We start from the raw sequence: 24906 nt of genomic DNA, 5'->3' as shown, positions 1-24906 counted from the left end.
CCATTGTAAAGGAAAGCCGCGCGGCGCCTGGGCGCCGCGCGGGCAAGTACGGCTCAGGCCAGGCCGTAGCTTTTCAGCAACGCGTCCGGGCGGGGCTCGCGGCCGCGGAAGGCCTTGAAGGAATCCAGCGCCGGCCGCGTGGCGCCTACCGCCAGCACTTCCTTGCGGAAACGCTCACCCGTGGCGCGGTCGAGCACGCCGGCCTCCTCGAAGGCCTCGAAGGCGTCCGCGGAAAGTACCTCCGCCCAGAGGTAGCTGTAGTAACCGGCCGAATATCCGCCGGCGAAGATATGCGTGAAGGCATGCGGGAAACGCTGCCAGGCCGGTGGATGGAGCACGGCGACCTCGCGACGGACCTCTTCCAGCACGTCGAGCGGGCGGGCCCCTCGGGACGGGTCGTACTCGAGGTGCAGGCGGAAGTCGAACAGGGCGAACTCCAACTGGCGGACGAGGAACAGGCCCGCGTGGAAGTGCCGGGCATCGAGCATGCGCTGGTAGAGGTCGTCCGGGAGCGGCTCCCCCGTTTCATAGTGCCTGGCGAACGAACGCAAAGCTTCCCGGTCCCAGGCGAAGTTCTCCATGAACTGGCTGGGCAGTTCCACGGCATCCCACTCCACGCCATCGATGCCGCCAACGGACGGGATATCCACCTCGGTCAGCATGTGATGCAGGCCGTGGCCGAATTCGTGGAACAAGGTCAGCACGTCGTCGTGCGTGAGCAACGCCGGCGCGCCGTCGGTGGGCGGCGGGAAATTGCAGGTGAGGAAGGCGATGGGCAACTGGAGGTGCCCGCCGTCGCGGAAACGCGAGGCGCACACGTCCATCCACGCGCCACCGCGCTTGCCCGAGCGGGCGTACAGGTCGAGGTAGGCGCCAGCGAATACCGTGCCGTCGGCATTCTTCAGGTCGTAGTACTTCACGTCCTTGTGCCACGTGTCGATATCGTCACGGGCGGCGAAACGGATGCCGTAGAGCCGCTCGACCACCATGAAAAGGCCGTCGATGGCGGCCGAAGCGGGGAAGTACGGCTTGATCTGCTCCTCGTCGACGGCATAACGCTGCTGGCGCAGGCGTTCGGCGGCGAAGGCCACATCCCACGGTTCGAGGTTGTCGATCTTCAATTCCTCGGTGGCGAAACGGCGCAGTTCGTCCAGTTCCTTGCGCGCCACCGGCCTCGCGCGGGTCGCGAGGTCGCGCAGGAACGACAGCACGGCATCGGGCGAGGTGGCCATCTTGGTGGCCAGCGATTCCTCGGCCGCGTTGGCGAAACCCAGCAGCTGGGCGGCCTCGTGCCGCAACGCGACGATCTTCTCGATGCGCGCCGAATTGTCGAACTTGCCCTTGTCGGGGCCCTGGTCGGATGCGCGAGTCTGGTAGGCGTAGTAGACAGCCTCCCGCAAGTCGCGGTTTTCCGCGTAGGTGAGCACCGCCTGCACGCTCGGCTGCTTGAGCGTCACCAGGAAGCCGTCGAGTTTTTCCTCGCGCGCATATTCACGAAGAACGGCACGACCCGACGCGGGAATGCCGGCGAGGTCCCGCTCGTCGGTGATGTGCTTGTGCCAGGCCTCGGTGGCATCGAGCACGGCGTTGGAGAATTCCGTCGTGAGCTTCGACAACTCGACGCCGATTTCACGGAAGCGGCTGCGCGCAGGTTCTTCCAGCGCCACGCCGGACAGGCGGAAATCGCGCAACGCATGCTCGACCGCGGCGCGGCTGGCGACGGGAAGGGCGGCGAAGTCGGGGCGGTCGGCCACCGCTTGCACGGCGGCATAGAGATCGCGGTTCTGGCCCACCTCGATCCCGTGATCCGTGAGCTTCTCCTCGGCGGCCCCATGAACCTTGCGCAGCGCCTCGGAATCGGCCACCGAATGCAGGTGGCTCACCGGCGCCCAGGCCCGTGCCATCGTCTGGTCCAGGCGTTCCTGGGCGAGGATCACGTGCTCGAAATCACGGACGCCGCCGGGCGCCGCGATCCGCTCGATGGCGGCGCGCTGCTCGGCGATCAAGGTGTCGATGGCCGGTTCGACATGTTCCGGCCGGATCGCCGAGAAAGCCGGCAAGCCGTTCGGGTCGAGAAGAGGGTTGGTGCTGGTATCCATCGGGTCTCCTTTCAGGCACCCAGCGTGGTGCCGTGGCCGGCCCAAATCAAGCGGCAGCGCGGCGTGGCGGCCCTGGGCGGGCGCCAATGGGCTCAAGCGAGGTAATCGTCCTTGAGACGGACGTAGTTGGCCGCCGAGTAGTACAGCTGCTCGACCTGGGAGTCGCTGAGCACACGCACCATTCTTGCCGGATTTCCCAGCCACAGCTCGCGTTCGCCCACCACCTTGCCCGGGGAGATCAGCGCGCCGGCACCCACGAACGCATTCTTCTTCACCACCGCGCCATCCAGCACGGTGGCATGCATGCCGATCAGGCAGCCGTCCTCGATGGTGCAGGCGTGGATGACCGCGCCATGGCCGATGGTGACATCGGCGCCGATGATCGTCGGAAATCCCCCGGGGCTGTAGGGCCCGTCGTGGGTCACGTGGATGATGGCGCCATCCTGGAGGTTGCTGCGGGAGCCGATGCGAATGTGATGCACATCGCCACGTGCGACGGCGCCCGGCCAGATCGACACGTCGTCGGCCAGTTCGACATCGCCAATGACCGTGGCGGCGGCATCGACGTAGACGCGGGCGCCAAGGCGCGGAAGGATTCCCTTGAAGGGCCTGATGGGGTTGTGCATGAGGCCATTGTACTTACATGAACGACCCACCCACGATGCGCCCATCGGCGTCGAGTTTGGGGAAGTAGCGGCTGTTGTTCTGGCGCATTTCCCGGGTGGACATCATGTCGGGGGTAACCAGGAGGACGTCCGGATAGGTCGCGCGGAATTGCTCCGGCGTCGGTTTCGTCGCGATGAAGGCGTCGAAGGCCTTCATGTCGGTGACGAAGCCGGCGACGGGCCGGGGCTGGGCGGCCGGCGCGGTCTGGCACGCGCTGAGGGCGGCACCGCCGAGAACGAGCAGGAAAAAGAGGGGAACGAGGCGATTCATGCGGGGCTCCTTGCCAGGTGGAGTGGCGATTATCGCCGCACGACTCGCGACGAAACATGAACCGGGTCCTGAATGGACGCCCTGCCCGGCGTCCGTCGCTGCCAGGGCTTACCCGAAGCGGCCACCCACGATGCGGCCCTGCTCGTCGATTCGGGCGAAGTATCGGCTGTTGTCCACCCGCCGCTCGTGCGTGGAGTAGCTGTTGGGCAGCTGCAGCTGAATGCACCCATAGGCCGCGCGGAACTGCTCCGGCGTCGGCTTGGCCGCGATAAACGCTTCGAACGTGCCCGTCTGCGTGATGCTGCAGTGCAGCGGGATACCTTGGTGGCCCTGAGCGCTCACGGCGATGGGGGCGGTCGCCAACAGTGCGAGCGCGAGGGAACGGAGGGTCTTATTCATGATCAGGCTCCTTGCCTGTAAGAGGGGTTGCGCCAATGCCGGCGCGCCGACGACTATCGCCCGGCTTCCCCCTCCGCGGAATGAATTCGACTAGCCGTTACGCCGACGCATCGCGTCAGCCTTCGCCTCGTCTTCCGCGGTAACGACCTGCTGCTGCGCGTCGAGCTTCGCCCCGAGAATGATCAGGGTGTAGTTCGTCGGATCGAAGTCGCGCAGCAGGGCGATCTCGCGGCGCGCCTCCTCCAGCTGGCGGCGATTGATCTGCCGCTCGATTTCCTGCGAGGCGAACGGCAGGGTCTCGCGCAAGGCATCCAGCGCCGTCGCGTTCTGCGGATCCAGCTGGATGACACTGAGGTAATACTCGTAGGCATTATTGCCTTGTGGCGCCACCAGTCGGCCTTCACGCGTGGCCTGACGGGCGAGGCCGAGCAGGATATCGACGCCCGACGCATCGGCGTCGCCGGATTCGGTCTGCGCCGAGGAGGAGCCATCGGCCGCCATCCCCGCGTCGACACGGTGCATGCGCAGCGTCGCGAACGCCGCGGCCCCGGCGAGGGCCACGACAACGGCGCCGGTAAGGATGACCACGCGGCGGGGAAGCGCGGCCAGGTTGAACTTGGACATGGGGAAATCCGGGAGAACGACCCGCAACCAGGCCGACCCCCTGTGGCCGACCCCAACGGGCGTGACATCTTCCCGCCCGATTGTTGCAAATCGGTGGCGGTCGCCCCGCAGGAACTCCCGCGAAGCTCGCAGCCATGCGCTTGTCGCCATTGCATCGAGGATTCGCATCCCGCCTAATGCAGCCACCATCCGGGAAAGGAATGCGCCATGATCCTGTTTCTCGCCTTGCTCATCGGTACCGTCGCCGGCTATCGCGCCATGCTCGCCCCCGCGGCCGTCGCCTTCGCTGCCCGCTTCGGCGACCTGCATCTGGCCGGCACACCGCTCGCGTTCATGGGCTATGCCTGGACACCATGGATATTCGGCATCGCCGCCCTTGGCGAGCTGGTCGCCGACAAGCTGCCCACCACCCCCAGCCGCAAGATTCCCTTGCAATTCGGCACCCGGATCATCACGGGCGCGCTGAGCGGCGCCTGTGTCGGTGCCACCGACGAGAGCCTGGTCGGTGGCCTGGTCGCAGGCATCATCGGCGCGGTCCTCGGCACCTACGGTGGTTCGGCGGCCCGCGCGTGGATGGCCGCCAGATTCCACAGGGATATCCCCGGCGCGATCATCGAGGACATCGTGACGATCGTGCTGGCCCTCGTCGTGGTCTTCCTGGTCTGACCGGTCAGAACTGAGCGTTGAGGTTCACGAAGTACTGGCGTGGCGCCCCGGCCATCAGGGTCTGGTTGTAGCCCTGCGGGTCGGACGCGACGTAGCCGTTGGTACCGGTCGAGGCGAAGTAGTGCTTGTCGAACAGGTTGGTGACGTTCAAGCCGATGCTGAGGCCCTTGAACGCCGAGACCGCGCCGAAGTCGTACGCGATGCCCGCGTCCGCCACCCAATAGGAAGGCACCGACGAGTCGTTGGTATAGGTGATGTAGCGGCGGCCGGTGTACTTGCCTTCCAGATTGGCGCGCCAACCGCCCATCTCGTAGCTCAGCGAGGTGGAGAACATCGTCTTCGGCACGCCGACGACGTACTTGTCGGCGGTGGGCACCGTGCCGGCGTTCTGGTAGTCGTCCTGGTACTGCGATTTGTTGTACGACAGCGAGTTGAGCCAGGTGAATCCGCGAATCGGCTTCCAGATGAAGGCGAGGTCCGCGCCACGGCTCTTCACGTCGCCCACGTTGTTCAACGAGGACGCGCAGGTGACGACGGCCGGGCAGGGCGTGGTCACCAGCAGGCGGTTTTCGAAGCGCGTATAGAACAAGCCGAGGGAAGCCTCGAAGGTTTCGCCGTGCGCGCGGTAGCCGACCTGCCAGGTCTGCGATTCCTCGGGCTTCAAGCGGCTCTTCGCCGCGTCAAAAGCCGCCTGTGAGGTGCTGAACGGCGTGATGCCGAAGGCGGACAGGTTCTTCGCATAGGAACCGTAGATGTCCTGGTTCTCGTCCAGGCGGTAATCGACGCCCGCCTGTGGCAGGAAACCCTTGCTCGCCTTCATGTCACCCTGGGCGAACGACGTCGTCGGCACCAGGGACGTCGCGTCCGTGGTCACGCGCAGCGACTTCGCGCCGAAGTTCACGGTGAGCCGGTCGTCGAGCAAGTGGATGGTGTCTTCCGCGTAGGCCATGCGCGTCTTGGTTTCGTAGTGCTGCAGGAACGCGCGAAGGAACGGCTGCTGGTCGTTGTAGAACGTGTAAAGGGCGGTGTACTGGCCATCCAGCGTGAAGAAGTTGCGTTCCTGGTTCGTGTTGGCGTTCTCGCCCCATACGCCCAGTTCGATATCGTGGTTGTCCAGGCTGAACTTCAGCGCGGACGTGAGGCCATAGCGGTCCAGGCCGTAGTCGGTGGTGCGCATGGAAAGCGGCACGGTGGGCGACGAGGCCTGGTAGGGCGTGGCCCACTGACCTTCGCCGCGGTCGGCGTGGTAGTACCCCGTGGCGTCGAGGGTGGCACCACCGAGGTTGAACGAACCCGACAGGCCGGCCAGGCCATCGCGGCGGATGCCGCCACCGGCGTAATACGTCGCGTCGCCCTTGCCGTAGTCCGCCGGCAGCGCGTCGAGCAGCGCGGGATATTGGCCCTTGCCGTTGAGCGCGTTGGCGATGCCGACGGCGGTGTTCCAGTCCGGCTGCAGGTAATCCCAGTCCCAGCCCAGCGCGCGCTGGCTGGTCAGGGACAGGTCCATGTAGTCGTATTCCTTGCGCTTGCTACCGTCCGCGAACAGGCTGATACGGTTACCGTCGCCCCACTGGTACACCGCCTTGAGGTTGGCCTGGTTCGACTTCTGGTCACCGAAACCTTTCCATTTGTCCGTGTCGGCATGCGCGAACGACACGTACATGGAAAAGCCGCCATGGTCGCCGCTGTCGGCGCGCACATAGGTGCGGCTGGTCGAGTCGGAACCCATGACCTGGTTGAAGCGCACGCCCGGCTTGGCGTCCGGATCGGCGGAGAAGAACTGCACGGTGCCACCGAGATTGGTGTTGGAGGCGGTGCCCAGGGCGCCGACGCCCTGTGCCAGTTCCACCGTCGCGAGGTTTTCCGACGTGATGGCGCGGGTGACCTGGAGGCCATCGGTCACGCCGTAGCCCATCGTGCCGAGCGGGATACCGTCGAGCGTGAAACCCAGGCGGGATTGGTCGAAGCCATGCAGGGTGATCTGCGTGGACCACTCGTAGGCGCCCCACGGGTCGGCCGATTGGAATTGCACGCCCGGGAGCTTGTCCAATGCCTTCAGGGCGCTGCTGCCGGGGGTCTGCTGGCGCACGATCTCCTCGGCGCCGATGCTCTGGATCTGTCGCGTTTCACCCGGTGCGATCACCGAAATCGCGTCCAGTTGTTTCGGAGTGTCACGAGCGTCCGTCGCGTCGGACGGGGCCGGAGTGGCCTTGTCGTCGTCGCCCACGGCGGCGTGCGCGAACCCGGCGTGCAGCGACAGGACGAGCGCGGTGGCGAGGGCGGTACGACGAAAGGAAATACGAACACGCGTCATCGGGGACGATCCATCGAAGGCAAGAGCCCGCGAGCGTGTGGCCCGCGCATGTAACGCTGCTTACTCCGGGATGACGGATGTTTGACTGTCGCCCGAAGCGTGACCGGGTCGACAACCGTTACGACTGAAACATTTGGACGTCCATCCTTCCGGTGGGTACAGTCGGGTTTCTCGTGCCGGAGCCCGTTCGGGGCAAGGCATGGATCGATCGCGTCCGGGGTGCCGTGATCGTCTCGTTGGGAGCCCGCCAGTTGCTCGCACGCTGAAACGAGCCGGTCATCCGGCCGGCGCAGGCTCCACCTGCATGGAGGATCCGATGCGTTACCGAATCCGTTTCCTTGGGCCCGCGCTGGCGCTCCTCGCGGGCTGCGCTTCCACGACCGCTCCGGTCGCCGTCGCGCCGTCGATGGCACCCATCGCGGTGTCGTGCACGGAAGACGCGCTGAGCGAACAACCCTGTGTCGCGATGGCGCGGCAGAAGTGCAGCGCGCCGAGAGTCGACACCATCCAACTGGTCCTGGCGGCACCGGTGGCGTCGGCGGATGGAGCGGGAACGAAGCAGCGCTACGACTACCGCGCCACGTATAACTGCCCGGTCAACGTGACGAGCGCGGACGCGCCTTGAGCGCCGCGTTTTCGATGAGTCGATGTAACTGCCGGCACGCCGTCGGAAGCCGCGCTTCGTCCACGGTGGCAACCCCGAGCAAGAGGCCCGAGCGGCGGGGGCTGCCGGGACTGAACCACGGCGACAGCGGTACCGGCGCGAGCCCATGCACCCTTGCCTCCCGCGCCACATCGATATCCGGAACGAGGTCCGGCAGGTACATGACGGCGCCCAGGCCGCCGATATGCGCGCGATAGCCGTTCGCTTCCAATGCCACCTGTAGCGCGTGGCTCTTGGCGGAATAGATACGCTTCATGCGGCGCAGATGCCTCATGTAGTGCCCTTCCCGCATGAAGTCGGCGATCGCATGCTGGATCGCGGGACCCGGTGCCGATCCGAAGCACAGTGCCGCCTCGGTGAACGAACTCACCAGCCCCGCGGGGGCTACGATGAAGCCCAGCCTCAGCGTCGGGCTAATGGTCTTGCTGAACGAGCCCATGTGGATGACCCGGCCCTCGCGGTCCAGCGATGCCAGCGCCGGCGCGGCGCGGCGTTCGAGCTGAAGTTCGCCAAGGTAGTCGTCCTCGAGGATCCACGCGTCAGTGCGCGCCGCCCAGCCAAGCAACTCGATGCGCCTGGCCAGCGACAGCGTGCCTCCCAGGGGCGCCTGCTGACCGGGCGTGACCAGGGCCAACGCCGCTCCGGGAGCCCGCTCGATGCCTTGGGAGACGTCGATGCCTTCGTCGTCCACGGGCACCGGCACGGGAACCAGCCGGGCGAGTTCGAGCGCCTTGCGGCTCTGGAAGAAGCCGGGATTCTCCATCCACGCCTCACGTCCTTCGACACCGAGCACCCTCAGCGCCGTGCCGAGCGCGCCGGCGAAACCGGCGGTGATGAAGACCTGCGAAGGGTGGCATTCGATGCCGCGCGCCAGCGCCAGGTGGGCGGCGATCTCGCGCCTGAGTTCGATCTCGCCGCGAGGATCGGGGTAGAGCGCCTGTGCGGCCGTCTCGGTGCGCACGGCATGGGCACGCAAGCGGGCGAGCAGGCTGGTCGGGAAACCATCGGGTCCCGGCACGCCCATCTGGAACATGGCGGCGCCACCGAGTAGGTGCTGGTACAGCGCCGGCGGTGTCTCCGCCTCGCCTTGCGGAGCCGCTTCTCCCACGCTCACGGGGTGATCGGCGACGCGGGTACCGCCCGGTCGCGACGACACGATCACCTGTTCGTCGGCCAGGCGTTCATAGGCCGCCTTGACCGTACCCCGCGCCACGCCGAGTTGCGCCGCCAAGGCGAGCCATGACGGAAGCCGGGCGCCGGGCGCGAGCGCACCGCTGCCGATCGCCGCCAGGATGCCCGCGCGAATCTGTTCCGTCAGGGTAGCCGGGACGGAACGGTCGATCCGGATGCGCAGGGCCGATGCCATGCCTCATGGTACATCCAGATATGCGTTTTCTGGTTCTTTTCGATGACCTGAAGCAGGCGCACGATAGCGTTCTGATTCAGGAGTCGATCATGAGAACGAAGCGTCTTCTTGCAGCGCTACTGACCGGCGACACACCCCTCACCACCCCGCACGAATAGGTTCCGTCATGTCACAACGCATCGATTACACGAAGGTTTCGCCGAACGGCGTGAAAGCGCTCGGCGGTGTCTATGGTTATGTGGCGCAGTCAGGGCTGGATGCCCGGCTGGTCGACCTCGTCTACCTGCGGGTGAGCCAGATCAACGGCTGCGCCTACTGCCTCGACATGCATACCCGCGACCTGATCAAGAAGGGCGTTCCGATCGAGAAGCTGGCGCTTCTGCAAGCATGGCGCGAAGCGGGTGCGCTGTTCGACACCCGCGAACAGGCGGCCCTCGCCTGGGCCGAATCGGTGACCCAAGTCGCGCGAACAGGCGTACCCGACACGGATTTCCAGGCGGCGGCGCGCGTGTTCAGTGAGAAAGAGCTGGTCGACCTGACCTTGGCCATCGGCTTGATGAACACCTACAACCGTCTCGCGATCAGCTTTCGCAACACGCCGGAAGCGGTCCGCGCAGCCGAAGGCTGAGCGGACCGTCGAAGATCACGCGAGGAACGGTTCGCCCTGGACTCAGAAGCGCTGCCGCAACGCGTCGTAGACGGGATCGGTGTCGGGGCGCGTACCGTGCCAGCGCTCGAAAGCGTCGGCCGCCTGCTCCACCAGCATGCCCAAGCCGTCACGGAAGTAACGGGCGCCCGCGGCGGTCGCCCAACCCTTGAAGCTGGCCGCCGCGGCGCCGTAGCAAAGGTCGTAGCAGGTGGAATGATCCTGCAGGATCGACATCGGCAGGTCGAACGAGCCGCCGGTGACGCCGATCGAGGTGGCGTTGACGACGAGGTCGAAGCATTCGCCATCCAGGCCGTCCCAATAACGCGTGTGGCAGCGCGCGGGATCGCCGATCGCGTCGGCCAGCTGGTCGGCACGCTCCGGCGTGCGGTTGACGATGGTCAGCGTCTGCACGCCGGCGTCCAACAAGGCCCAGGCCACGGCCTTGGCCGCGCCACCGGCACCCAGCAGGAGGGCGTCGTGGCCACGCAGGTCGAGCGAGTGACGCTCGGTGATGTCACGGACGAAGCCGCTGCCGTCCGTGTTGTGGGCATGCAGCTTGCCGCCCACCAGGGGCGTGAGGGTGTTGGCGGCGCCGACGCGGGCGGCCGCCTCGCTGTGCTCGCTGGCCAGGATGAAGGCTGCTTCCTTGTGGGGAAGAGTCACGTTGGCGCCCAGGCCGCCGTCGGCGAAGAAACGGCGTACGGCGGCGGCGAAGTCGCCAGGGGTCGCGTCGACGGTCTCGTAGCTCAGGCGGATACCGAGTTGCGCGGCAAAGGCCTTGTGGATCTCCGGGGACAGCGAATGCGCGATCGGATGACCGAACACGGCGTAACGGTGCGCTTCAGCGCTCATGGATTCTCCTGGCACGGCGCCGGAACACCCTGTCCGGCGAAAGGATTCTAACAACGTGCCGCCCCCCGGTCGCGGTCCGTGAGACGGCGGCGGCCCAGGCTTCCTCCATCGCCATTCCCATGCCTGGAGTACGCCATGCACGACACGCTCTCGCCGCGCCGCCAGCGCGCCCTCATCGCCCTGGCCTGGCTGGCCGCGGGCGCCCTGCTGCTCCTGTTGACCCCACTGTCGGGGCATAGCGAGACGCTGGGCTGGACCCCTGCCTTCTGGTTGCTGTTGGCCCCGGCGAGCGTCCTGGTGGCGATGAAGCCAAGCCTGCCGATGACATTGCTGATGGCGCTGTTTCGCCGGTGAGGCCGCGGATCAGGCCTGGATGCCGAGCCGCTTGAGTTCGAGGCGGCGCAGGAACTCCTGCATGATCCGCAGGTAGAGGTCCTCGCCGAGGTACGCGTCCTCGACCCCCGCGTCGATCGACGGATTGTCGTTGACCTCGATCACCACCGGGCGCTCGCCGACCTGCTTGAGGTCCACCCCGTAGAGGCCATCGCCGATGGTCTGGGTGGCCTTGAGCGCCAGCTTCACGACCTCGGCGGGCGCGTCCCGCACGGGCACGGTGCGGAAGCCGCCGGATTTCGCGGTGCCCTTGGCGCCGTGGTTGTAGATCTGCCAGTGGCCGCGCGACATGAAGTACTGGCATGCGTACAGCGGCTCGTGGTTGAGCACGCCGATGCGCCAGTCGAACTCCGTATAGAGGTATTCCTGCGCGATCAGCAGCGCGCTGTGCGAGAACAGTTCGCTGGCCGCCTTCTCCAACGCCTCGCGGGTTTCCACCTTCACCACGCCACGCGAGAACGAGCCATCCGGGATCTTCAGCACGATGGGCAGGCCCAGACGCTCGTGCAGGTCGCGCAGGCGCTTGGGATCGTCGCGGTACAGGATTTCCGTGATCGGCGTGGCCAGCTTGCGCGAGACCATCATGTCGTTCAGGAAGATCTTGTTGGTGCAGCGGAGGATCGACGTGGGATCGTCCATCACCACCATGCCTTCCTTCTCCGCACGATGGGCGAAGCGGTAGGTATGGTTGTCGCTGGCGGTGGTTTCGCGGATGAAGAGGCCGTCGTATTCGGCGAGCCGCTGGTAGTCGTTCTTGCCGATCGGATCGACTTCCATGCCCAGGTGCTTGCCGGCCTCGATGAACTGCTTCAACGCCTTCTTGTTCGACGGCGGCATCTGTTCGTTCGGGTCGACCAGCATGGCGATGTCGTAACGGAAGCGGCGGCGCGCACGCGGCTTTCGCCAGAGCTTGCGCGAGAACTTCTCCAGCGCCAGGGCGAAAGAATCCTCCTGGGCGTCGTCCAGCGTGTGCAGGCCGACCGCCTTGATCGCGGAGACCTGCCAGACCCGGTCACGCTCGAACTCGATGCGCATCAGCGGGCAAGGGAACATGTCGAACACCTGCCTCGCAAGATCCTGCAGGTCGCCATAGGAGGTCTCGCCGAAGTAGACGAGCACGCCGAAGTCGGTGGTGTCGCGCCCACCGGCCGGCAGGAACTTGGCCAGCTTCTGGTTGAGGTCGTCGATGTCCAGGCCATAAAGCGAACGGCGGCGCAGGTCGTTCACGGTGCGCACGGACGGTATGACCTTGTGCCCGCGCGCCTCGGCCAGCAGCGACACGTAGTAGCCGGTACCCAGGTATTTGTAGTTGCGGCACAGGTTGATGACCTGGGTGCGCTCGTCGTCGCCACCCACCGGCTGACGGAGGTAATCCATGGCGGTGACCACATCGGCGGACGGGTAATACGAGCCCCAGTCCGAGGCTTTCTCCACGACGATGACGAGCCGGCTCATGAGACCTCGACAGACGGCAACTCCGTTCACTCGACCCCGCCCGGGGCCGATCGTTCGCCGGTGCCGCAGTGTGTGCCCGCGATGGTGCGACACACAAGCGGGACCGTCGACGCACGTCCGGAAGGATTCATGAAAAAGTCATTGATCCATGCCGACCCGAGGTCTACAGTGCCGCGCTTGCTTCGCCCCGCTCGGCCCGCGAGCCGTCCTCCACCCGCGCCGGAGTCCCCAAAGCGCATGCAGCCACCCCCGGTCACCGCCTCGGTACGTGTACGCCGCGCCGAAGTGAGCGATCTCGACGACCTGGTCGCGCTCGAGGAATCGAGCTTCGCGCAGGACCGCCTGAGTCGTGCCCAGTATCGCAAGCACCTCGACAGCGAAAGCGCGTTGGTGCTCGTCGCCAGTGCCAACCATCGCCGCTTCCTCGGCACGGCCGTGGTGTTCTTCCGCAGGGGCACGACCGTCGCACGGCTGTATTCCATCGCGACCACGCCACAGGCCCAGGGCAAGGGCGTGGGCTCCGCGTTGATCCATGCGTCGGAAAACGCCGCACGCGGACACGGTTGCCGGTCGCTTCGCCTGGAGGTGCGCAAGGACAACGCGGTGGCCATCCGTCTTTACGAACGGCTGGGCTACGCGCGGATCGGCGAATACGCGAACTACTACGCCGACGGCGCGGACGCCTTCCGTTTCGAAAAGCTGCTTTGAGCGGACCCGAGGCTATACTGGCCTCCGTTTCCGGGGAATCGCCCATGCGCCGACTCATCTTGCCGCTTGCCCTCGCCTCCATCGTCACCGCACTGTCCGGTTGCGGCCAGAAGGGGCCGTTGTTCATGCCCCCGCCGCCCGCCGCTTCGGCCACCGCCAAGCCGCAGACGGGCGCGCACCCGGCCGCCAGCTCGACGTCGCTCGCCCCGCCGCCGGCCAGCAGCACGCGCACGCCGTTCAATTCGGTCATCCACCAGTAGTCCGCGATGCCTTCCCGTTTCACCAAGATGCATGGGATCGGCAACGACTTCGCGATCGTCGACTGGCGCGAGGATGCGCCACGCACCCCCAACGCGGCACGCGTGGCCGCGTTGGCCGACCGGCATACGGGCATCGGCTTCGACCAGCTGATCAGCATCGAGCCCGCACGCGATCCCTCCTGCGCCTATTACTACGGGATCTGGAACGCCGACGGTTCGCCTTCCGGGCAATGCGGCAACGGCGTCCGCTGCGTGGCCGCGTGGCTGTACCGCGACGGCGCCATCGAGCGCGACACCGACGTTCGCCTGGAGAGTCCTTCCGGCCCGGTCACCGTACGCGTGATCGACGAGGGCAGGGTGGTGGTCGACATGGGTGAGCCGGACTTCAACCCCTCCGCCATTCCGCTCGACCGGCCCGCGCATGCCGTCTACACGCTCGCGATCGATGGCGAAGACGTGAGCTTCGGCGCGGTCTCCATGGGCAACCCACACGCGGTGGTGTTCGTGGACGATGTGAACGACCCGCGCGTGGACACGCTCGGGCCGTTGCTCACGAACCACCCGGCCTTCCCGCACGGTGCGAACGTGGGTTTCGCCGAGCGCCTGGGCCCGGACCGCATCCGCCTGCGCGTGCACGAACGGGGCAGCGGCTGGACCCGCGCCTGCGGCACGGGTGCCTGCGCCGCCGCCGCCGTGGCGCAATCCCTGGGCCTTGCCGCGCCCACCGTCGATGTGGAACTGCCCGGCGGCACGCTGACCATCGAGTGGCACGGTCCTGGCCATACCTTGTGGATGACCGGCCCCGCCGCCTTCGTCTTCGAAGGCGAGGTGTGACGTTCGCGCGCGAACGGGGCACACTGCGACACATGCAGCACTTCGAGGAAGAAACGACATGACCGACTCCGCGATCGACGGCGATATCAAGCCAGCCACCGTGGCGTCCTACCTGCGACGGCATCCGGACTTCCTCGTCGGCTATCCCGAACTCGCCAACGAACTGGTGCTGCCCAGCGCGAACGGTCCCGCCGCTTCGCTCGCCGTGCACCAGCTGCGCGGCTTGCGCGAGAAGAACGCCGAACTGGAAACACGGCTCAAGGAATTGACGGCGGTCGCCGCCGACAACGAGAAGCTGATGCGCCGCGTGCACGGCCTGATGCTCGCGCTGCTGGGCGCCAGCGACGTCGAGGACACCGTGAGGCACGTGGTGCGCCGCCTGACCGAGGATTTCCAGTCCGAGCGGGTGCGCCTGGTCTTCTTCGGCGACCTCGCCGGGCTGCCCGACGAGCCCTGGCTGCTGCGCGAGCCGCACGGTGCCTCGGGCCTGCCCGAGTTCGCCTCGTTCCTGGAACACGGCGATCCCGTCGCGGGCCGCCTGGCGCCCGACAAGCTGCACCGCCTGTTCGGCGATACCGCGCCGGAGGTTCGTTCCGCCGCGCTGATGCGGATCGGCAAGGATGGGCTGCTCGCCATCGGAAGCGCCGATCCCGACCGGTTCCACCCCGGCATGGGCACGCTGTTCCTCGACATGATCTCGACCACCGTCGGCTCGGCCATCGAACGGGCCCGGAAGGCGGCGTGAACCCGCGCGAGGCCATCGAGGCCTTCCTGCGCCACTTCGCCGCCGAGCGCGCACCCTCGGCGCATACCCTGGCGGCGTACCGGCGCGACCTGGGTAAATTGCTGGAATTCATGGAAGCCGAAGGCCTGGACAGCTTCGACCGCCTGGGTCCGGACCGCATGCGCTCGATGATCGCGCGCCTGCATCGACCCCTGCGCGGCAAGGACGGGCGCGAGACGAAAGGCCTGGAGCCGAACAGCATCCAGCGACTGCTCTCCGCCTGCCGCAGTCTGTTCCGCTACCTCAGCCGGGAAGGCAAGCTCGACCACGATCCCGCCGCTGGCGTGCGCGGGCCGAAGGTGCGCCGCAAGCTGCCCCAGGTGCTCGATGCGGACGAGGCGAAGGAACTGGTCGAAACCAACCTCGGCGGAACACTGGCGCCACGCGACACGGCGATGATGGAGCTGTTCTATTCCAGCGGCCTGCGCCTGTCGGAGCTTTGCGGCCTGCACTGGGGCGACCTCGACCTCGACGATGGCCAGGTGCGCGTGCTCGGCAAGGGCAACAAGACACGCATCCTTCCGGTGGGGCGGTATGCGGTGGCCGCGCTCAGGGCCCTGGCCGCCCTCGGCGGAGCCGGTCCGGAGCTGCCGGTGTTCAAGGGCCGCGGCGGGGCGCCCATCGGCGCCCGCGCCATTCAACTTCGCCTGGCCAAGCTGTCCAGCGGCCAAGCCAAGCGCGTGCACCCCCACATGCTGCGGCACACCTTCGCCAGCCACATGCTGGAATCCTCGGGCGATCTTCGTTCGGTCCAGGAACTGCTCGGCCACGCCGACATCGCCACCACCCAGATCTACACCCACCTGGATTTCCAGCATCTGGCGAAGGTGTACGACGCTGCCCATCCACGGGCGAAGCGGAAGGGCTGAAGGCCCCGGTGTCCGGCGACGCCAGCCGGCCCGTACTTGCGACACCCCCGGCCGGCCCCCACCTCAGGCGTCTCCCCCAAGGAACGCACTATGGAACCGATGCATGCCACGACCATCGTCTGCGTCCGCCGCGACGGCAAGGTCGTCATCGGCAGTGACGGACAGGTCACCCTCGGCAATACCGTCATGAAAGCCAACGCGCGCAAGGTGCGCCGCCTCGGCAAGGGCGACGTCCTGGCCGGGTTCGCCGGCGCCACGGCCGACGCCTTCACCCTGTTCGAATTGTTCGAGGAAAAGCTGGTCAAGCACGGCGGCAACCTCACCCGTTCCGCGGTGGAGATGGCCAAGGAGTGGCGCACCGACCGTCGCCTGGGCCGCCTCGAGGCCATGCTGGCTGTCGCCGACAAGGAATCCTCGCTGCTGATCTCCGGCAACGGCGACGTGCTCGAACCGGAGCACGGCCTCATCGCCATCGGCTCCGGCGGCCCCTACGCCCAGTCCGCCGCCCTGGCCCTGATGGAGAATACCGGGCTGGATGCGCGCACGATCGTGGAAAAAGCGCTCAAGATCGCCGGTGATATCTGCATCTACACCAACCACAATTATTCGATCGAAGAGCTCTGACCGATGTCCGAACTGACTCCCCGCGAGATCGTCAACGAACTGGACCGCTATATCGTCGGCCAGCACGACGCCAAGCGCGCCGTGGCCATCGCGCTGCGTAACCGCTGGCGCCGCATGCAGCTCGAACCGGGCATGCGCGACGAGGTCACGCCGAAGAACATCCTCATGATCGGCCCGACCGGCGTCGGCAAGACCGAGATCGCCCGTCGCCTCGCCACGCTCGCCAACGCGCCCTTCGTGAAGGTCGAAGCGACGAAGTTCACCGAAGTGGGCTATGTCGGCAAGGACGTGGAATCGATCATCCGCGATCTGGCGGACGTCTCGTACAAGCTGGTGCGCGACCATGCCAAGGGCCGGGTGCGTAGCCAGGCCGAGGACGCCGCCGAGGACCGCTTGCTCGATGCCCTGCTGCCGCGACGCCAGTCCAGCGGGTGGGACGACACGGGCAGCAATGTCACCGCGATCGACAGCGACACCCGGCAGAAGCTGCGCAAACAGCTGCGCGAAGGCGCCCTCGACGACCGCGAGATCGAACTGGATTTCGCCATGAACGTCGGCGTGGAAATCATGACGCCCCCGGGCATGGAGGAAATGAGCCAGCAGCTGGGCAAGATGTTCCAGAACCTCGGCGGACAGAAGTCGCAGAAGCGCAAGATGAGCATCCGCCAGGCGCGTCCGATCCTGGTCGAGGAAGAGGCCGGCAAGCTGCTCAACGACGACGAACTGCGCAGCCACGCGGTGGACAGTGCCGAGCAGAACGGCATCGTCTTCATCGACGAGATCGACAAGGTCGCCCAGCGCTCGGAGTGGGGTGGTGCCGGCGTGAGCCGCGAAGGCGTGCAGCGCGACCTGCTGCCGCTGGTCGAGGGCTCCACCGTCTCGACCAAGTACGGCTCGATCAAGACCGACCACATCCTGTTCATCGCCTCCGGTGCGTTCTCGCTGGCCAAGCCGTCGGACCTGATTCCTGAATTGCAGGGCCGCCTGCCGATCCGGGTGGAATTGAACGCGCTCTCGGTCGACGACTTCAAGCGCATCCTGCGCGAGCCGAACAACGCCCTGACCAAGCAATATGTTGCACTGCTCAATACCGAGGGCGTGATCCTCGACTTCACCGAGACGGGCATCGATCGCCTGGCCGACGTGGCCTTCCAGGTCAACGAACGGACCGAAAACATCGGTGCCCGCCGCCTGCACACGGTGATGGAACGCCTCCTGGAGAAGATCTCCTTCGAAGCGGCGGACAAATCCGGCGAAAAATACGTGATCGACGCCGATTATGTCGATAAAACCCTGGCCTCGCTGGTCCAGGACGAGGATTTGAGCCGTTACATCCTCTGAACATCGGGGGCCTCCCCCTCTGCTAAACTATTGACGTATATGGGCAAGGTTATTCATCTCAAAACCAACGGCCAGCGAGCGAACCTGCGCGAAGCGCAGGACAACCAGCAGCTGGTACGTCTATGGCGCGACGAACTCGAACACGGCAGCTTCTGCGGCTACGTGGGCGGTGTCGGCCGCGAGTTCTTCCTGCTCTGGGTCGTCGGCGATGGCGTCAGCTATGACGGCATGTACATCATGCGGCACCGCGACATCTCCGAATTCGAGGCGCCGGACAAGCACGCCGGCTTCCTGGAGAAGGCGCTCGCGATGAAGGGCATCCGCCCGACGCCGCCAGCGGACTTCCCCCTCGACGACATCGCCCAGGTCGTACAGGCCGCGGCGGCGCACGCGCCGGTCATCGGCGTGCACGTCGACAGCGAGGACGAGTCCGAGGTCTGCTACATCGGCCGCGTGGTCAGCGTGGAAGACGAAGGCTTCAACATGCAGGAGATCACTCCCGACGCGGAGTGGCTGCGCGAGCCCTCGTTCTTCTCCTGGGACGAAGTCTCCACGGTGAGCATGGAAGACGCCTACGCGACCGCGCTCCTGGCTGTCGCCGGCGATCCGCCGCCGCTGGAACAGGGCACGGGCGACGGCTTCGGCCGCGCGCCCTGATCCTATGCAGCCACCGCTCGCATAAGTGTGGGAGCCGCTTCGGCGGCGAAAGGGTGCTCGCGACCACGCAGGGTGCCCTTCGTTCCAGGCAGGCATCGCCGACAAGTCGGCTCTCACACCATGTCGGCTCCCACAAGAAGCTTTAAGCTCGGCTCCCCGCTCCATTCCAAGGCCATCGGCCCATGTCCCGCCCGCGTCCCCTCGACATCGTCCTGCACTCGGCCTCGCGCATCCTCGAGGTGGCTTTCGACAACGGCGAGCGCTTCCGTCTTCCCTGTGAATACCTGCGGGTGAACTCGCCCAGCGCCGAGGTGCAAGGCCACGGGCCGGGCCAGAAGATCCTGGTCTCCGGCAAGCGCGACGTCGGCATCACCGCGCTCGAACCCACAGGCCACTACGGCGTGTTGATCCGCTTCGACGACGGCCACGCCAGCGGCATCTTCGGCTGGGACACGCTCTACGACCTCGGCCGGGCCTACGACACGGCATGGCCCGCTTATCTCGCCGAACTCGACGCCAAGGGCCTGTCCCGGTAAGGGAAAGCATGCGCATGAAAGCAACATGCGCGTGCAAGGCGTATATTTGCGCGCCATCCCGCATCCACCAGCGAACACCGGACGTTCCGCGATTCCTACTCCGGAGCAAACCAGCATGACGCGAATCGTCGTCGTCGGCAGCATCAACATGGACCTGGTCACCCTCGCGCCGCGCTTTCCCGGCCCGGGCGAGACGCTCACCGGCGACCGGTTCCTCACGATCCCCGGAGGCAAGGGCGCGAACCAGGCGGTAGCCGCAGCGCGGCTCGGTGCCTCGGTATCGATGGTCGGCTGCGTTGGCGACGATGCCTTCGGCAAGCAGCTCCATGACGGACTCGCCGCCGAGGGCATCGATGTCCGCCACGTCGCCCGCATCGATGGCATCGGCAGCGGCACGGCGTCGATCACCGTCGCCGGCGGCGAGAACAACATCGTCGTGGTACCCGCCGCCAACGGGCGCGTCACCCCCACCCAGGTCGAGGCGGCGCGCGAACTCATTCGCGGTGCCGACGCGGTACTGGTCCAACTCGAAATTCCGCTGGACGCCGTCGAGGCCACCTTGCGCATCGCGCGGGAAGAAGGCGCTCCGGTCATTCTCAATCCCGCTCCCGCCCAGCGTCTGCCGGTCGAATGGTTGTCGCATGTGCGCTTCCTCACGCCGAACCAGCACGAGCTCGCCACGGTGCTCGGCGCGGAAGGCGAATCCGATTTCCGCGATCTCATGCGTCGCGCACCCTGCCCGGTCGTGTTGACCCGCGGCGAGGACGGCGCGTGGTTCCGCGACAAGGACGACGAGCCCCGGCACCAGCCGGGCTTCAAGGTCGACGCCGTGGATAGCACGGGCGCCGGTGACACCTTCAACGCCGCATTGGCGGTGCACCTGGCCGAAGGCCTCGACATGGCGGTGCGCAAGGCATGCGCCGCCGCGGCGATCGCCGTTTCCCGCCTGGGCGCGCAGGACGGCATGCCACGCGCCGATGAACTCGCGGCATTCCTGGAGACACATCGATGAGACGTAGCGGCCTGCTGCACGCCGAGCTCAACCGCATCATCGCCGCGATGGGGCATACCGACACACTGGTGATCGCCGACGTGGGACTGCCGGTGCCTCACGGCGTGCCCTGTATCGACCTCGCGGTACTGCCGGGCACGCCCTCCTTCGCGACGGTATTCGACGCGGTATACGCGGAACTCGCCGTCGAACGCGTCACCGTGGCGCGCGAGATCCATGAAAGGAATCCCGCGCTCGTCGCGCTGTCGCGCCGCCTCGCCGGCGACGGCCTCGCGGTCGACGAGCTGTCGCACGACGACCTCAAGCAGGCGACCGCGCGTGCGGTGGCCGTGGTTCGTACCGGCGAGACCTCGCCCTATGCGAACGTGATCCTGCACGCCGGCGTCACGTTCTGATGAGCGCGCCCCTGATCAGGATGCAAGACATCCACAAGGCCTTCGGCCCGGTGAAGGTGCTCGAAGGCGTGGCCTTCGAACTGCTGCCGGGCGAAGTGCATGCGCTGATGGGCGAGAACGGCGCGGGCAAGTCGACCTTGATGAAGATCCTCACCGGGATCTACGCGCCGGACTCCGGCAGCATCGAGGTGGACGGCAAGCCGGCGTCGATCACCACGCCCGCGGATGCCGAGAAATACGGCATCGCCATCATCCACCAGGAACTCAACCTGATTCCCGCGCTCAGCATCGCGGACAACCTCTTCCTCGGCCGCGAGATCCAGCGCTTCGGCCTGCTCGACCACCGCGCGATGACCAAGCGCGCGATGGAATGGCTGGCCCGCGTCGGCATGGAACGTCTCGACCCGGGCACCTTGATCGAACGCTTGTCCGTCGGCCAGCAGCAGATGGTCGAGATCGCCCGCGCCCTCGGCCAGAACGCGCGCGTGCTGATCATGGACGAGCCGACCGCGGCGCTTACGGAGCACGAGACCAACACGCTGTTCAAGCTCATCCGCGACCTGCGCGCGCAGGGCACGGGCATCGTCTACGTGTCGCACCGCATGGAAGAGATCTTCGCCTTGTGCGATCGCATCTCGGTGCTGCGCGACGGCCATTTCGTCGGCACGCGCCCGGTCCCCGGCCTGGCTTTCGACGAGGTGGTGAAGATGATGGTCGGGCGCACGCTCGACGCGCGCTTCCCGTCGCGCGCACCGAACATCCGCGAGGTGCGCCTGAAGGTCGAACACGTGACCGGTGGCATGGTGAAGGACGTGAGCTTCGACCTGCATTCGGGCGAAGTGCTCGGCGTGGCCGGCCTGCTCGGCGCCGGCCGCACCGAACTGGCGCGCCTGCTGTTCGGCCTCGACAAGCTCAGCGAAGGCACGGTCACGCTCGACGGCAAGGTGGTGACGCCGAAGTCACCGAACGAGGCGATCCACTCCGGCTTCGGTTTCGTCACCGAGGATCGCAAGGCCCAGGGACTGGTGCTCGGCATGAGCCTGCGCGAGAACGTCAGCCTTCCGCGCGTACCGGCGCATGCGGGCCTCGTCGATCGTCCGGGCGAGAAGAAACAGACGCGCGGCCTGATCGACGCATTGAAGATCCGCACGCGCGACATGGAACTCGACGTGCGCGCCCTTTCCGGCGGCAACCAACAGAAGGTCGTCCTGGCCAAGTGGCTGGCGTTGAAGCCACGCGTGCTGATCCTCGACGAGCCCACCCGCGGCGTCGACGTCGGCGGCAAGGCCGAGATCTATCACATCATCAATCAACTCGCGGAGCAGGGCGTGGCCATCCTCATGATTTCCTCGGAACTGCCGGAGGTGCTCGCGATGAGCGACCGCATCCTGGTCATGCACGAGGGCCGCGCGACGGCCCTGCTCGACGCCCACGGTGCCACCCAGGAATCCGTGATGACCGCCGCGACCGGAGGCAAGTGACATGACTCTCCAACTCGACTGGAGCCGCGCCACGACGCTCCTGCAACGCCTCGGTTCCGTGATCGGACTGATCCTGCTCTTCATTGCGCTGTCGATCATGAGCCCGGACTTCCTCACCACGGGCAACCTGCTCACGGTGTTGCGCCAGGTGTCGATCAACGCGCTGATCGCCTTCGGCATGACCTTCGTGATCCTCGCCGGCGGCATCGACCTGTCGGTCGGCGCCATCCTCGCCCTCACGGGCGCGGTCACGGCCGGCCTCATGGCCGCGGGCCACGCCATGGTGCTGTCGGCCGGTGCGGGCTTGCTGCTCGGCCTCGTGCTCGGCATGGTCAACGGCGCCCTGGTGTCGTGGGGCAGGGTCGCTCCGTTCATCGCGACGTTGGGCACGATGACCCTCCTGCGCGGTGTCACCCTTTCGTATACGCAAGGCAGCCCGATTCCCGTCACCAATCCCGGTTTCGCGCTGCTCGGCGGAGGCTACGTGGCGAACCTGATCCCGTTGCCGGTGATCTGGATGTTCGTCGCGTTCGTGCTTTGCGGCTTCCTGCTGCGTGGCACGGTGTTCGGTCGCCATGTGATCGCGATCGGCGGCAACGAGGAGGCGGCGCGGTTGTCGGGCGTGCGCCTGTCGCCGATGAAGCTGGCCATCTACGGTCTCTCGGGCCTGCTATCCGCCTTCGCTGGCATCGTGCTCACCTCGCGCCTGTATTCCGCGCAAGCCACCGCGGGTGCCGGCTACGAGCTGGACGCCATCGCCGCGGTCGTACTCGGCGGCACCAGCCTCTCCGGTGGCCGGGGCTGGCTCTTCGGCACCCTGGTCGGCGCGCTGCTGATCGGCTTCCTGAACAACGGTCTCAACCTGCTCGGCGTAAGCTCCTTCTACCAGCAGGTGGTGAAGGGCATCGTCATCCTGATCGCCGTCCTGCTCGACAGGCGGCAGTAATAACAACGAGGGAACACACCATGCGCAAACTGACATTCCTCGCCGCGGCCGCGGCAACGCTTCTCGCGGCCTGCTCGCAACAAGGTCCGGGCGAATCCGCTCCGGCCGCCGGTGCGACCGCCGGTGGCGCCGCGCCCTCGGGCACTCCGGTGGTCGGCCTCGCGCTGTCCACGCAGAACAACCCGTTCTTCGTCGAACTCAAGGACGGCGCCCAGAAGGCCGCCAAGGACGCCGGCGTGCAACTCGTCGTGGTCGACGCGCAAGACGATCCGGCGCGCCAGATCTCCAGCGTGGAAGACCTGATCCAGAAGCGCGTCTCGGTGATCCTGCTCAATCCCACCGATTCGTCGGCCCTGGCCGGTGCGGTGCAGTCCGCACAGCGTGCGAACATCCCGGTGGTCACGCTCGACCGCGGCGTCGATGGCGCCGAAGTCGCTTCGCATATCGCTTCGGACAACGTCGCCGGCGGCAAGATGGCCGCCGATTACCTGGCCAAGGCGCTGGGTGGCAAGGGCAACATCATCGAGTTGCAGGGCGTGGCCGGTACTTCGGCGGCACGCGAGCGCGGCAAGGGCTTCGACGACGCGATCGCCACCACTGGCATGAAGATCGTCGCACAGCAGCCGGCCAACTTCGATCGCGCGCAAGGCCTTTCGGTGAGCGAGAACCTGCTCCAGGGAAACAGCGACGTGCAGGCGATCTTCGCCCAGAACGACGAAATGGCCCTGGGCGCGGTGCAGGCCCTGGCCGGCAAGAACAAGAAGGTGCTGGTCGTCGGCTTCGACGGCACGCCGGACGGCAAGGCCGCCGTGCAGAGCGGCGCGATGGCCGCCACCGTCGCCCAGCAGCCGGAAGAGATCGGCAAGCTCGGCGTCGAAACGGCGAAGAAGCTCATCGACAAGCAACCGGTCGAGAAGTCGATCGCCGTGCCGCTGAAGCTCCTCACCAAGGAATAAGCGCGTTGACTGAAAGGCCGGGCCACTGCGAGGTGGCCCGGCCTTTTTTCATGCGTCCGCTTCGCGGGAATCGCCGCTGAAGCGGCTCCCACAACAGCGCCGTGTCCGTGCTGGTGGGAGCCGACTCTGTCGGCGATCCCGCGGCAGCGGGCCAGGGTGAGGCAAGCACCCATCGCCGACAGGGTCGGCTCCCACCAAGGAAGGCTCAAGGTTCCACGTTGCATACCGAGAAGCGCACGGGCAGTCCGAAACGATTCAGCGCGTGCAGAGCATCCGTCGTCAACTGCCACTCTATCGATGCGCCAAGGTTGCCGGCTTCGACTGTGCTGGCCATGAAGACGTCGATGAACACGTTATCGGCGCCTTGAATTTGTGCTGGACGGGCTGAAGGGTGAAGCATCGCGAGCAATTGGATGATGGTACCGCTCACATCAGCCGACTGGGTTCTGCGGGAAAGCTTCCATGTCGTCGTTGCATAAACGGGCCATTCGCGTCCCCGGATTTTTGGTTCGCCCCTTCGGCTCATCTTGCTTGGACCGACTCCTAAGACCCGAGAAACATCGTCAGCGTTGAGATCCCGTCCTTTCACGTACAGGGAAACTTGCAGCAAGGAATTTACTCCGCCACCTACCGCGTTCAATCGGGTGTCGAATTGCATACCGATATTCGCAATGACAGCCCGATTCGGGCCAATGTCGCGATACTCTCCGCACTCAACGAAAGGTCAACGGGCACTTCCAGGTCGTCGTGGGTCACGGTGTTCACGAGAAGAATGTCCAGATAGGCATCTTCGATCCCACTCACCTTATTTAGTGTGGCGTCCGCAGCCAGTCTTTCAATCAAGCTTCCGATTGCGCCTTCGACATTCGCAGATGATGACGAAACCGATATTGTCCATATGTTCGTAAGGAAAAGGGCCGAGCGTTCGTTGTGCGGTACTTTCTTGTCACCCTTTCGGCGAACGTGATCAGGTGATGTGCCAAGGGATCGCGTCACCTCTTCGAGATCCAGTGACGGCCCTTTTACATATATTGATACATCCACGGTCGTCATTACTTCACATCCCTATCGATGGATGGGTAATTG

29 protein-coding genes are annotated in these 24906 nt (G+C 66.1%); 18 read left to right on the top strand and 11 right to left on the bottom strand.

Going from position 1 to position 24906, the window contains the following annotated elements; translation table 11 throughout:
* Positions 1–53: 53 nt before the first annotated feature.
* From ACR9Y6_RS15365 to ACR9Y6_RS15345, 5 genes are all read right to left on the bottom strand, one after another.
* The gene (locus ACR9Y6_RS15365; protein WP_481282069.1) at positions 54–2099 is read right to left on the bottom strand and encodes a M3 family metallopeptidase; all 2046 of its coding nucleotides are present in this window, start codon (positions 2097–2099) and stop codon (positions 54–56) included.
* A gap of 92 nt (positions 2100–2191) precedes the next feature.
* The gene (locus ACR9Y6_RS15360) at positions 2192–2725 is read right to left on the bottom strand and encodes a gamma carbonic anhydrase family protein (RefSeq protein ID WP_481282068.1); all 534 of its coding nucleotides are present in this window, start codon (positions 2723–2725) and stop codon (positions 2192–2194) included.
* A gap of 13 nt (positions 2726–2738) precedes the next feature.
* The gene (locus tag ACR9Y6_RS15355; protein WP_481282067.1) at positions 2739–3035 is read right to left on the bottom strand and encodes a hypothetical protein; all 297 of its coding nucleotides are present in this window, start codon (positions 3033–3035) and stop codon (positions 2739–2741) included.
* Between the two features lie 108 nt (positions 3036–3143).
* A complete protein-coding gene (locus tag ACR9Y6_RS15350) occupies positions 3144–3434 on the bottom strand; it encodes a hypothetical protein (RefSeq protein ID WP_481282066.1) in 291 nt (96 codons plus the stop codon).
* A 90-nt stretch (positions 3435–3524) separates the two neighbouring features.
* Entirely contained in the window at positions 3525–4058 is a 534-nt protein-coding gene (locus ACR9Y6_RS15345) for an energy transducer TonB (protein ID WP_481282065.1), read from the bottom strand.
* A gap of 207 nt (positions 4059–4265) precedes the next feature.
* Here ACR9Y6_RS15345 and ACR9Y6_RS15340 point away from each other — a divergent pair, with 207 nt between their 5' ends.
* Positions 4266–4724, top strand: a complete 459-nt coding sequence (locus tag ACR9Y6_RS15340) for a DUF4126 family protein (RefSeq protein ID WP_481282064.1) — start codon at positions 4266–4268, stop codon at positions 4722–4724.
* Between the two features lie 4 nt (positions 4725–4728).
* On the opposite strand, the gene ACR9Y6_RS15335 is transcribed toward ACR9Y6_RS15340, so the two are convergent.
* Positions 4729–7038 (bottom strand): TonB-dependent receptor, encoded by a 2310-nt coding sequence (locus ACR9Y6_RS15335; RefSeq protein ID WP_481282063.1) that lies wholly within the window; start codon positions 7036–7038, stop codon positions 4729–4731.
* Positions 7039–7354: 316 nt separating this feature from the next.
* On the opposite strand from ACR9Y6_RS15335, the gene ACR9Y6_RS15330 reads away from it, so the two are divergent.
* Positions 7355–7663, top strand: coding sequence for a hypothetical protein (locus ACR9Y6_RS15330; RefSeq protein WP_481282062.1), 309 nt, complete (start codon positions 7355–7357; stop codon positions 7661–7663).
* On the opposite strand, the gene pdxR is transcribed toward ACR9Y6_RS15330, so the two are convergent.
* On the bottom strand, positions 7635–9068 hold the full coding sequence (pdxR, locus tag ACR9Y6_RS15325; RefSeq protein WP_481282061.1) for a MocR-like pyridoxine biosynthesis transcription factor PdxR: 1434 nt from the start codon (positions 9066–9068) through the stop codon (positions 7635–7637). The genes ACR9Y6_RS15330 and pdxR overlap by 29 nt on opposite strands.
* A 166-nt stretch (positions 9069–9234) precedes the next feature.
* On the opposite strand from pdxR, the gene ACR9Y6_RS15320 reads away from it, so the two are divergent.
* Complete coding sequence (locus ACR9Y6_RS15320; protein WP_481282060.1) at positions 9235–9696, top strand: carboxymuconolactone decarboxylase family protein; 462 nt, start codon at positions 9235–9237, stop codon at positions 9694–9696.
* 42 nt (positions 9697–9738) lie between these two features.
* On the opposite strand, the gene aroE is transcribed toward ACR9Y6_RS15320, so the two are convergent.
* Positions 9739–10569, bottom strand: a complete 831-nt coding sequence (gene aroE, locus ACR9Y6_RS15315) for a shikimate dehydrogenase (protein ID WP_481282059.1) — start codon at positions 10567–10569, stop codon at positions 9739–9741.
* A 135-nt stretch (positions 10570–10704) separates the two neighbouring features.
* On the opposite strand from aroE, the gene ACR9Y6_RS15310 reads away from it, so the two are divergent.
* The gene (locus tag ACR9Y6_RS15310; protein WP_481282058.1) at positions 10705–10923 is read left to right on the top strand and encodes a hypothetical protein; all 219 of its coding nucleotides are present in this window, start codon (positions 10705–10707) and stop codon (positions 10921–10923) included.
* A 9-nt stretch (positions 10924–10932) separates the two neighbouring features.
* On the opposite strand, the gene ACR9Y6_RS15305 is transcribed toward ACR9Y6_RS15310, so the two are convergent.
* Complete coding sequence (locus ACR9Y6_RS15305) at positions 10933–12417, bottom strand: RimK family protein (RefSeq protein ID WP_481282057.1); 1485 nt, start codon at positions 12415–12417, stop codon at positions 10933–10935.
* A gap of 237 nt (positions 12418–12654) precedes the next feature.
* Here ACR9Y6_RS15305 and ACR9Y6_RS15300 point away from each other — a divergent pair, with 237 nt between their 5' ends.
* The 14 genes from ACR9Y6_RS15300 to rbsB all read left to right on the top strand — a co-directional run bounded on the left by ACR9Y6_RS15300 (position 12655) and on the right by rbsB (position 23820).
* Positions 12655–13125: a GNAT family N-acetyltransferase gene (locus ACR9Y6_RS15300; protein ID WP_481282056.1), complete on the top strand. Its 471-nt coding sequence runs from the start codon at positions 12655–12657 to the stop codon at positions 13123–13125.
* 44 nt (positions 13126–13169) lie between these two features.
* Positions 13170–13385 carry an LPS translocon maturation chaperone LptM gene (gene lptM, locus ACR9Y6_RS15295; RefSeq protein ID WP_481282055.1) on the top strand — a complete coding sequence of 72 codons (216 nt, stop codon included), beginning with the start codon at positions 13170–13172 and terminating at the stop codon, positions 13383–13385.
* Positions 13386–13391: 6 nt separating this feature from the next.
* The gene (gene dapF / locus ACR9Y6_RS15290; protein ID WP_481282054.1) at positions 13392–14219 is read left to right on the top strand and encodes a diaminopimelate epimerase; all 828 of its coding nucleotides are present in this window, start codon (positions 13392–13394) and stop codon (positions 14217–14219) included.
* 58 nt (positions 14220–14277) lie between these two features.
* Positions 14278–14964 (top strand): DUF484 family protein, encoded by a 687-nt coding sequence (locus tag ACR9Y6_RS15285; protein WP_481282053.1) that lies wholly within the window; start codon positions 14278–14280, stop codon positions 14962–14964.
* Positions 14961–15872 (top strand): tyrosine recombinase XerC, encoded by a 912-nt coding sequence (locus ACR9Y6_RS15280; protein WP_481282052.1) that lies wholly within the window; start codon positions 14961–14963, stop codon positions 15870–15872. Before ACR9Y6_RS15285 ends, ACR9Y6_RS15280 begins: the two co-directional genes overlap by 4 nt.
* A 90-nt stretch (positions 15873–15962) precedes the next feature.
* Positions 15963–16496 (top strand): ATP-dependent protease subunit HslV, encoded by a 534-nt coding sequence (gene hslV / locus ACR9Y6_RS15275; RefSeq protein ID WP_481282051.1) that lies wholly within the window; start codon positions 15963–15965, stop codon positions 16494–16496.
* 3 nt (positions 16497–16499) lie between these two features.
* Positions 16500–17837, top strand: a complete 1338-nt coding sequence (gene hslU, locus ACR9Y6_RS15270; RefSeq protein ID WP_481282050.1) for an ATP-dependent protease ATPase subunit HslU — start codon at positions 16500–16502, stop codon at positions 17835–17837.
* Positions 17838–17876: 39 nt separating this feature from the next.
* Positions 17877–18494 carry a hypothetical protein gene (locus ACR9Y6_RS15265; RefSeq protein WP_371024389.1) on the top strand — a complete coding sequence of 206 codons (618 nt, stop codon included), beginning with the start codon at positions 17877–17879 and terminating at the stop codon, positions 18492–18494.
* Between the two features lie 182 nt (positions 18495–18676).
* Positions 18677–19030, top strand: a complete 354-nt coding sequence (locus ACR9Y6_RS15260; RefSeq protein ID WP_481282049.1) for a gamma-butyrobetaine hydroxylase family protein — start codon at positions 18677–18679, stop codon at positions 19028–19030.
* A 115-nt stretch (positions 19031–19145) separates the two neighbouring features.
* Positions 19146–20042: a ribokinase gene (rbsK, locus tag ACR9Y6_RS15255; RefSeq protein WP_481282048.1), complete on the top strand. Its 897-nt coding sequence runs from the start codon at positions 19146–19148 to the stop codon at positions 20040–20042.
* Positions 20039–20437 (top strand): D-ribose pyranase, encoded by a 399-nt coding sequence (gene rbsD / locus ACR9Y6_RS15250; RefSeq protein ID WP_481282047.1) that lies wholly within the window; start codon positions 20039–20041, stop codon positions 20435–20437. Before rbsK ends, rbsD begins: the two co-directional genes overlap by 4 nt.
* Complete coding sequence (locus tag ACR9Y6_RS15245; protein ID WP_481282046.1) at positions 20437–21918, top strand: sugar ABC transporter ATP-binding protein; 1482 nt, start codon at positions 20437–20439, stop codon at positions 21916–21918. The genes rbsD and ACR9Y6_RS15245 overlap by 1 nt, the downstream gene beginning before the upstream one ends.
* A gap of 1 nt (position 21919) precedes the next feature.
* A complete protein-coding gene (locus ACR9Y6_RS15240; protein WP_481282045.1) occupies positions 21920–22864 on the top strand; it encodes an ABC transporter permease subunit in 945 nt (314 codons plus the stop codon).
* Between the two features lie 20 nt (positions 22865–22884).
* Positions 22885–23820 (top strand): ribose ABC transporter substrate-binding protein RbsB, encoded by a 936-nt coding sequence (gene rbsB, locus ACR9Y6_RS15235; protein ID WP_481282044.1) that lies wholly within the window; start codon positions 22885–22887, stop codon positions 23818–23820.
* Positions 23821–24025: 205 nt separating this feature from the next.
* Here the strand turns inward: rbsB and ACR9Y6_RS15230 are convergent, their stop codons facing one another.
* Complete coding sequence (locus ACR9Y6_RS15230; RefSeq protein WP_481282043.1) at positions 24026–24478, bottom strand: DUF4279 domain-containing protein; 453 nt, start codon at positions 24476–24478, stop codon at positions 24026–24028.
* Positions 24457–24873, bottom strand: a complete 417-nt coding sequence (locus tag ACR9Y6_RS15225; protein WP_481282042.1) for a DUF4279 domain-containing protein — start codon at positions 24871–24873, stop codon at positions 24457–24459. The genes ACR9Y6_RS15230 and ACR9Y6_RS15225 overlap by 22 nt, the downstream gene beginning before the upstream one ends.
* Positions 24874–24906: the final 33 nt, after the last annotated feature.

The organism is Luteibacter sp. TLI7-4A (genome assembly GCF_056754745.1).
The sequence above is the reverse complement of the archived record's forward strand: the minus strand, read 5'-3'. Positions and strand labels throughout refer to the sequence as shown.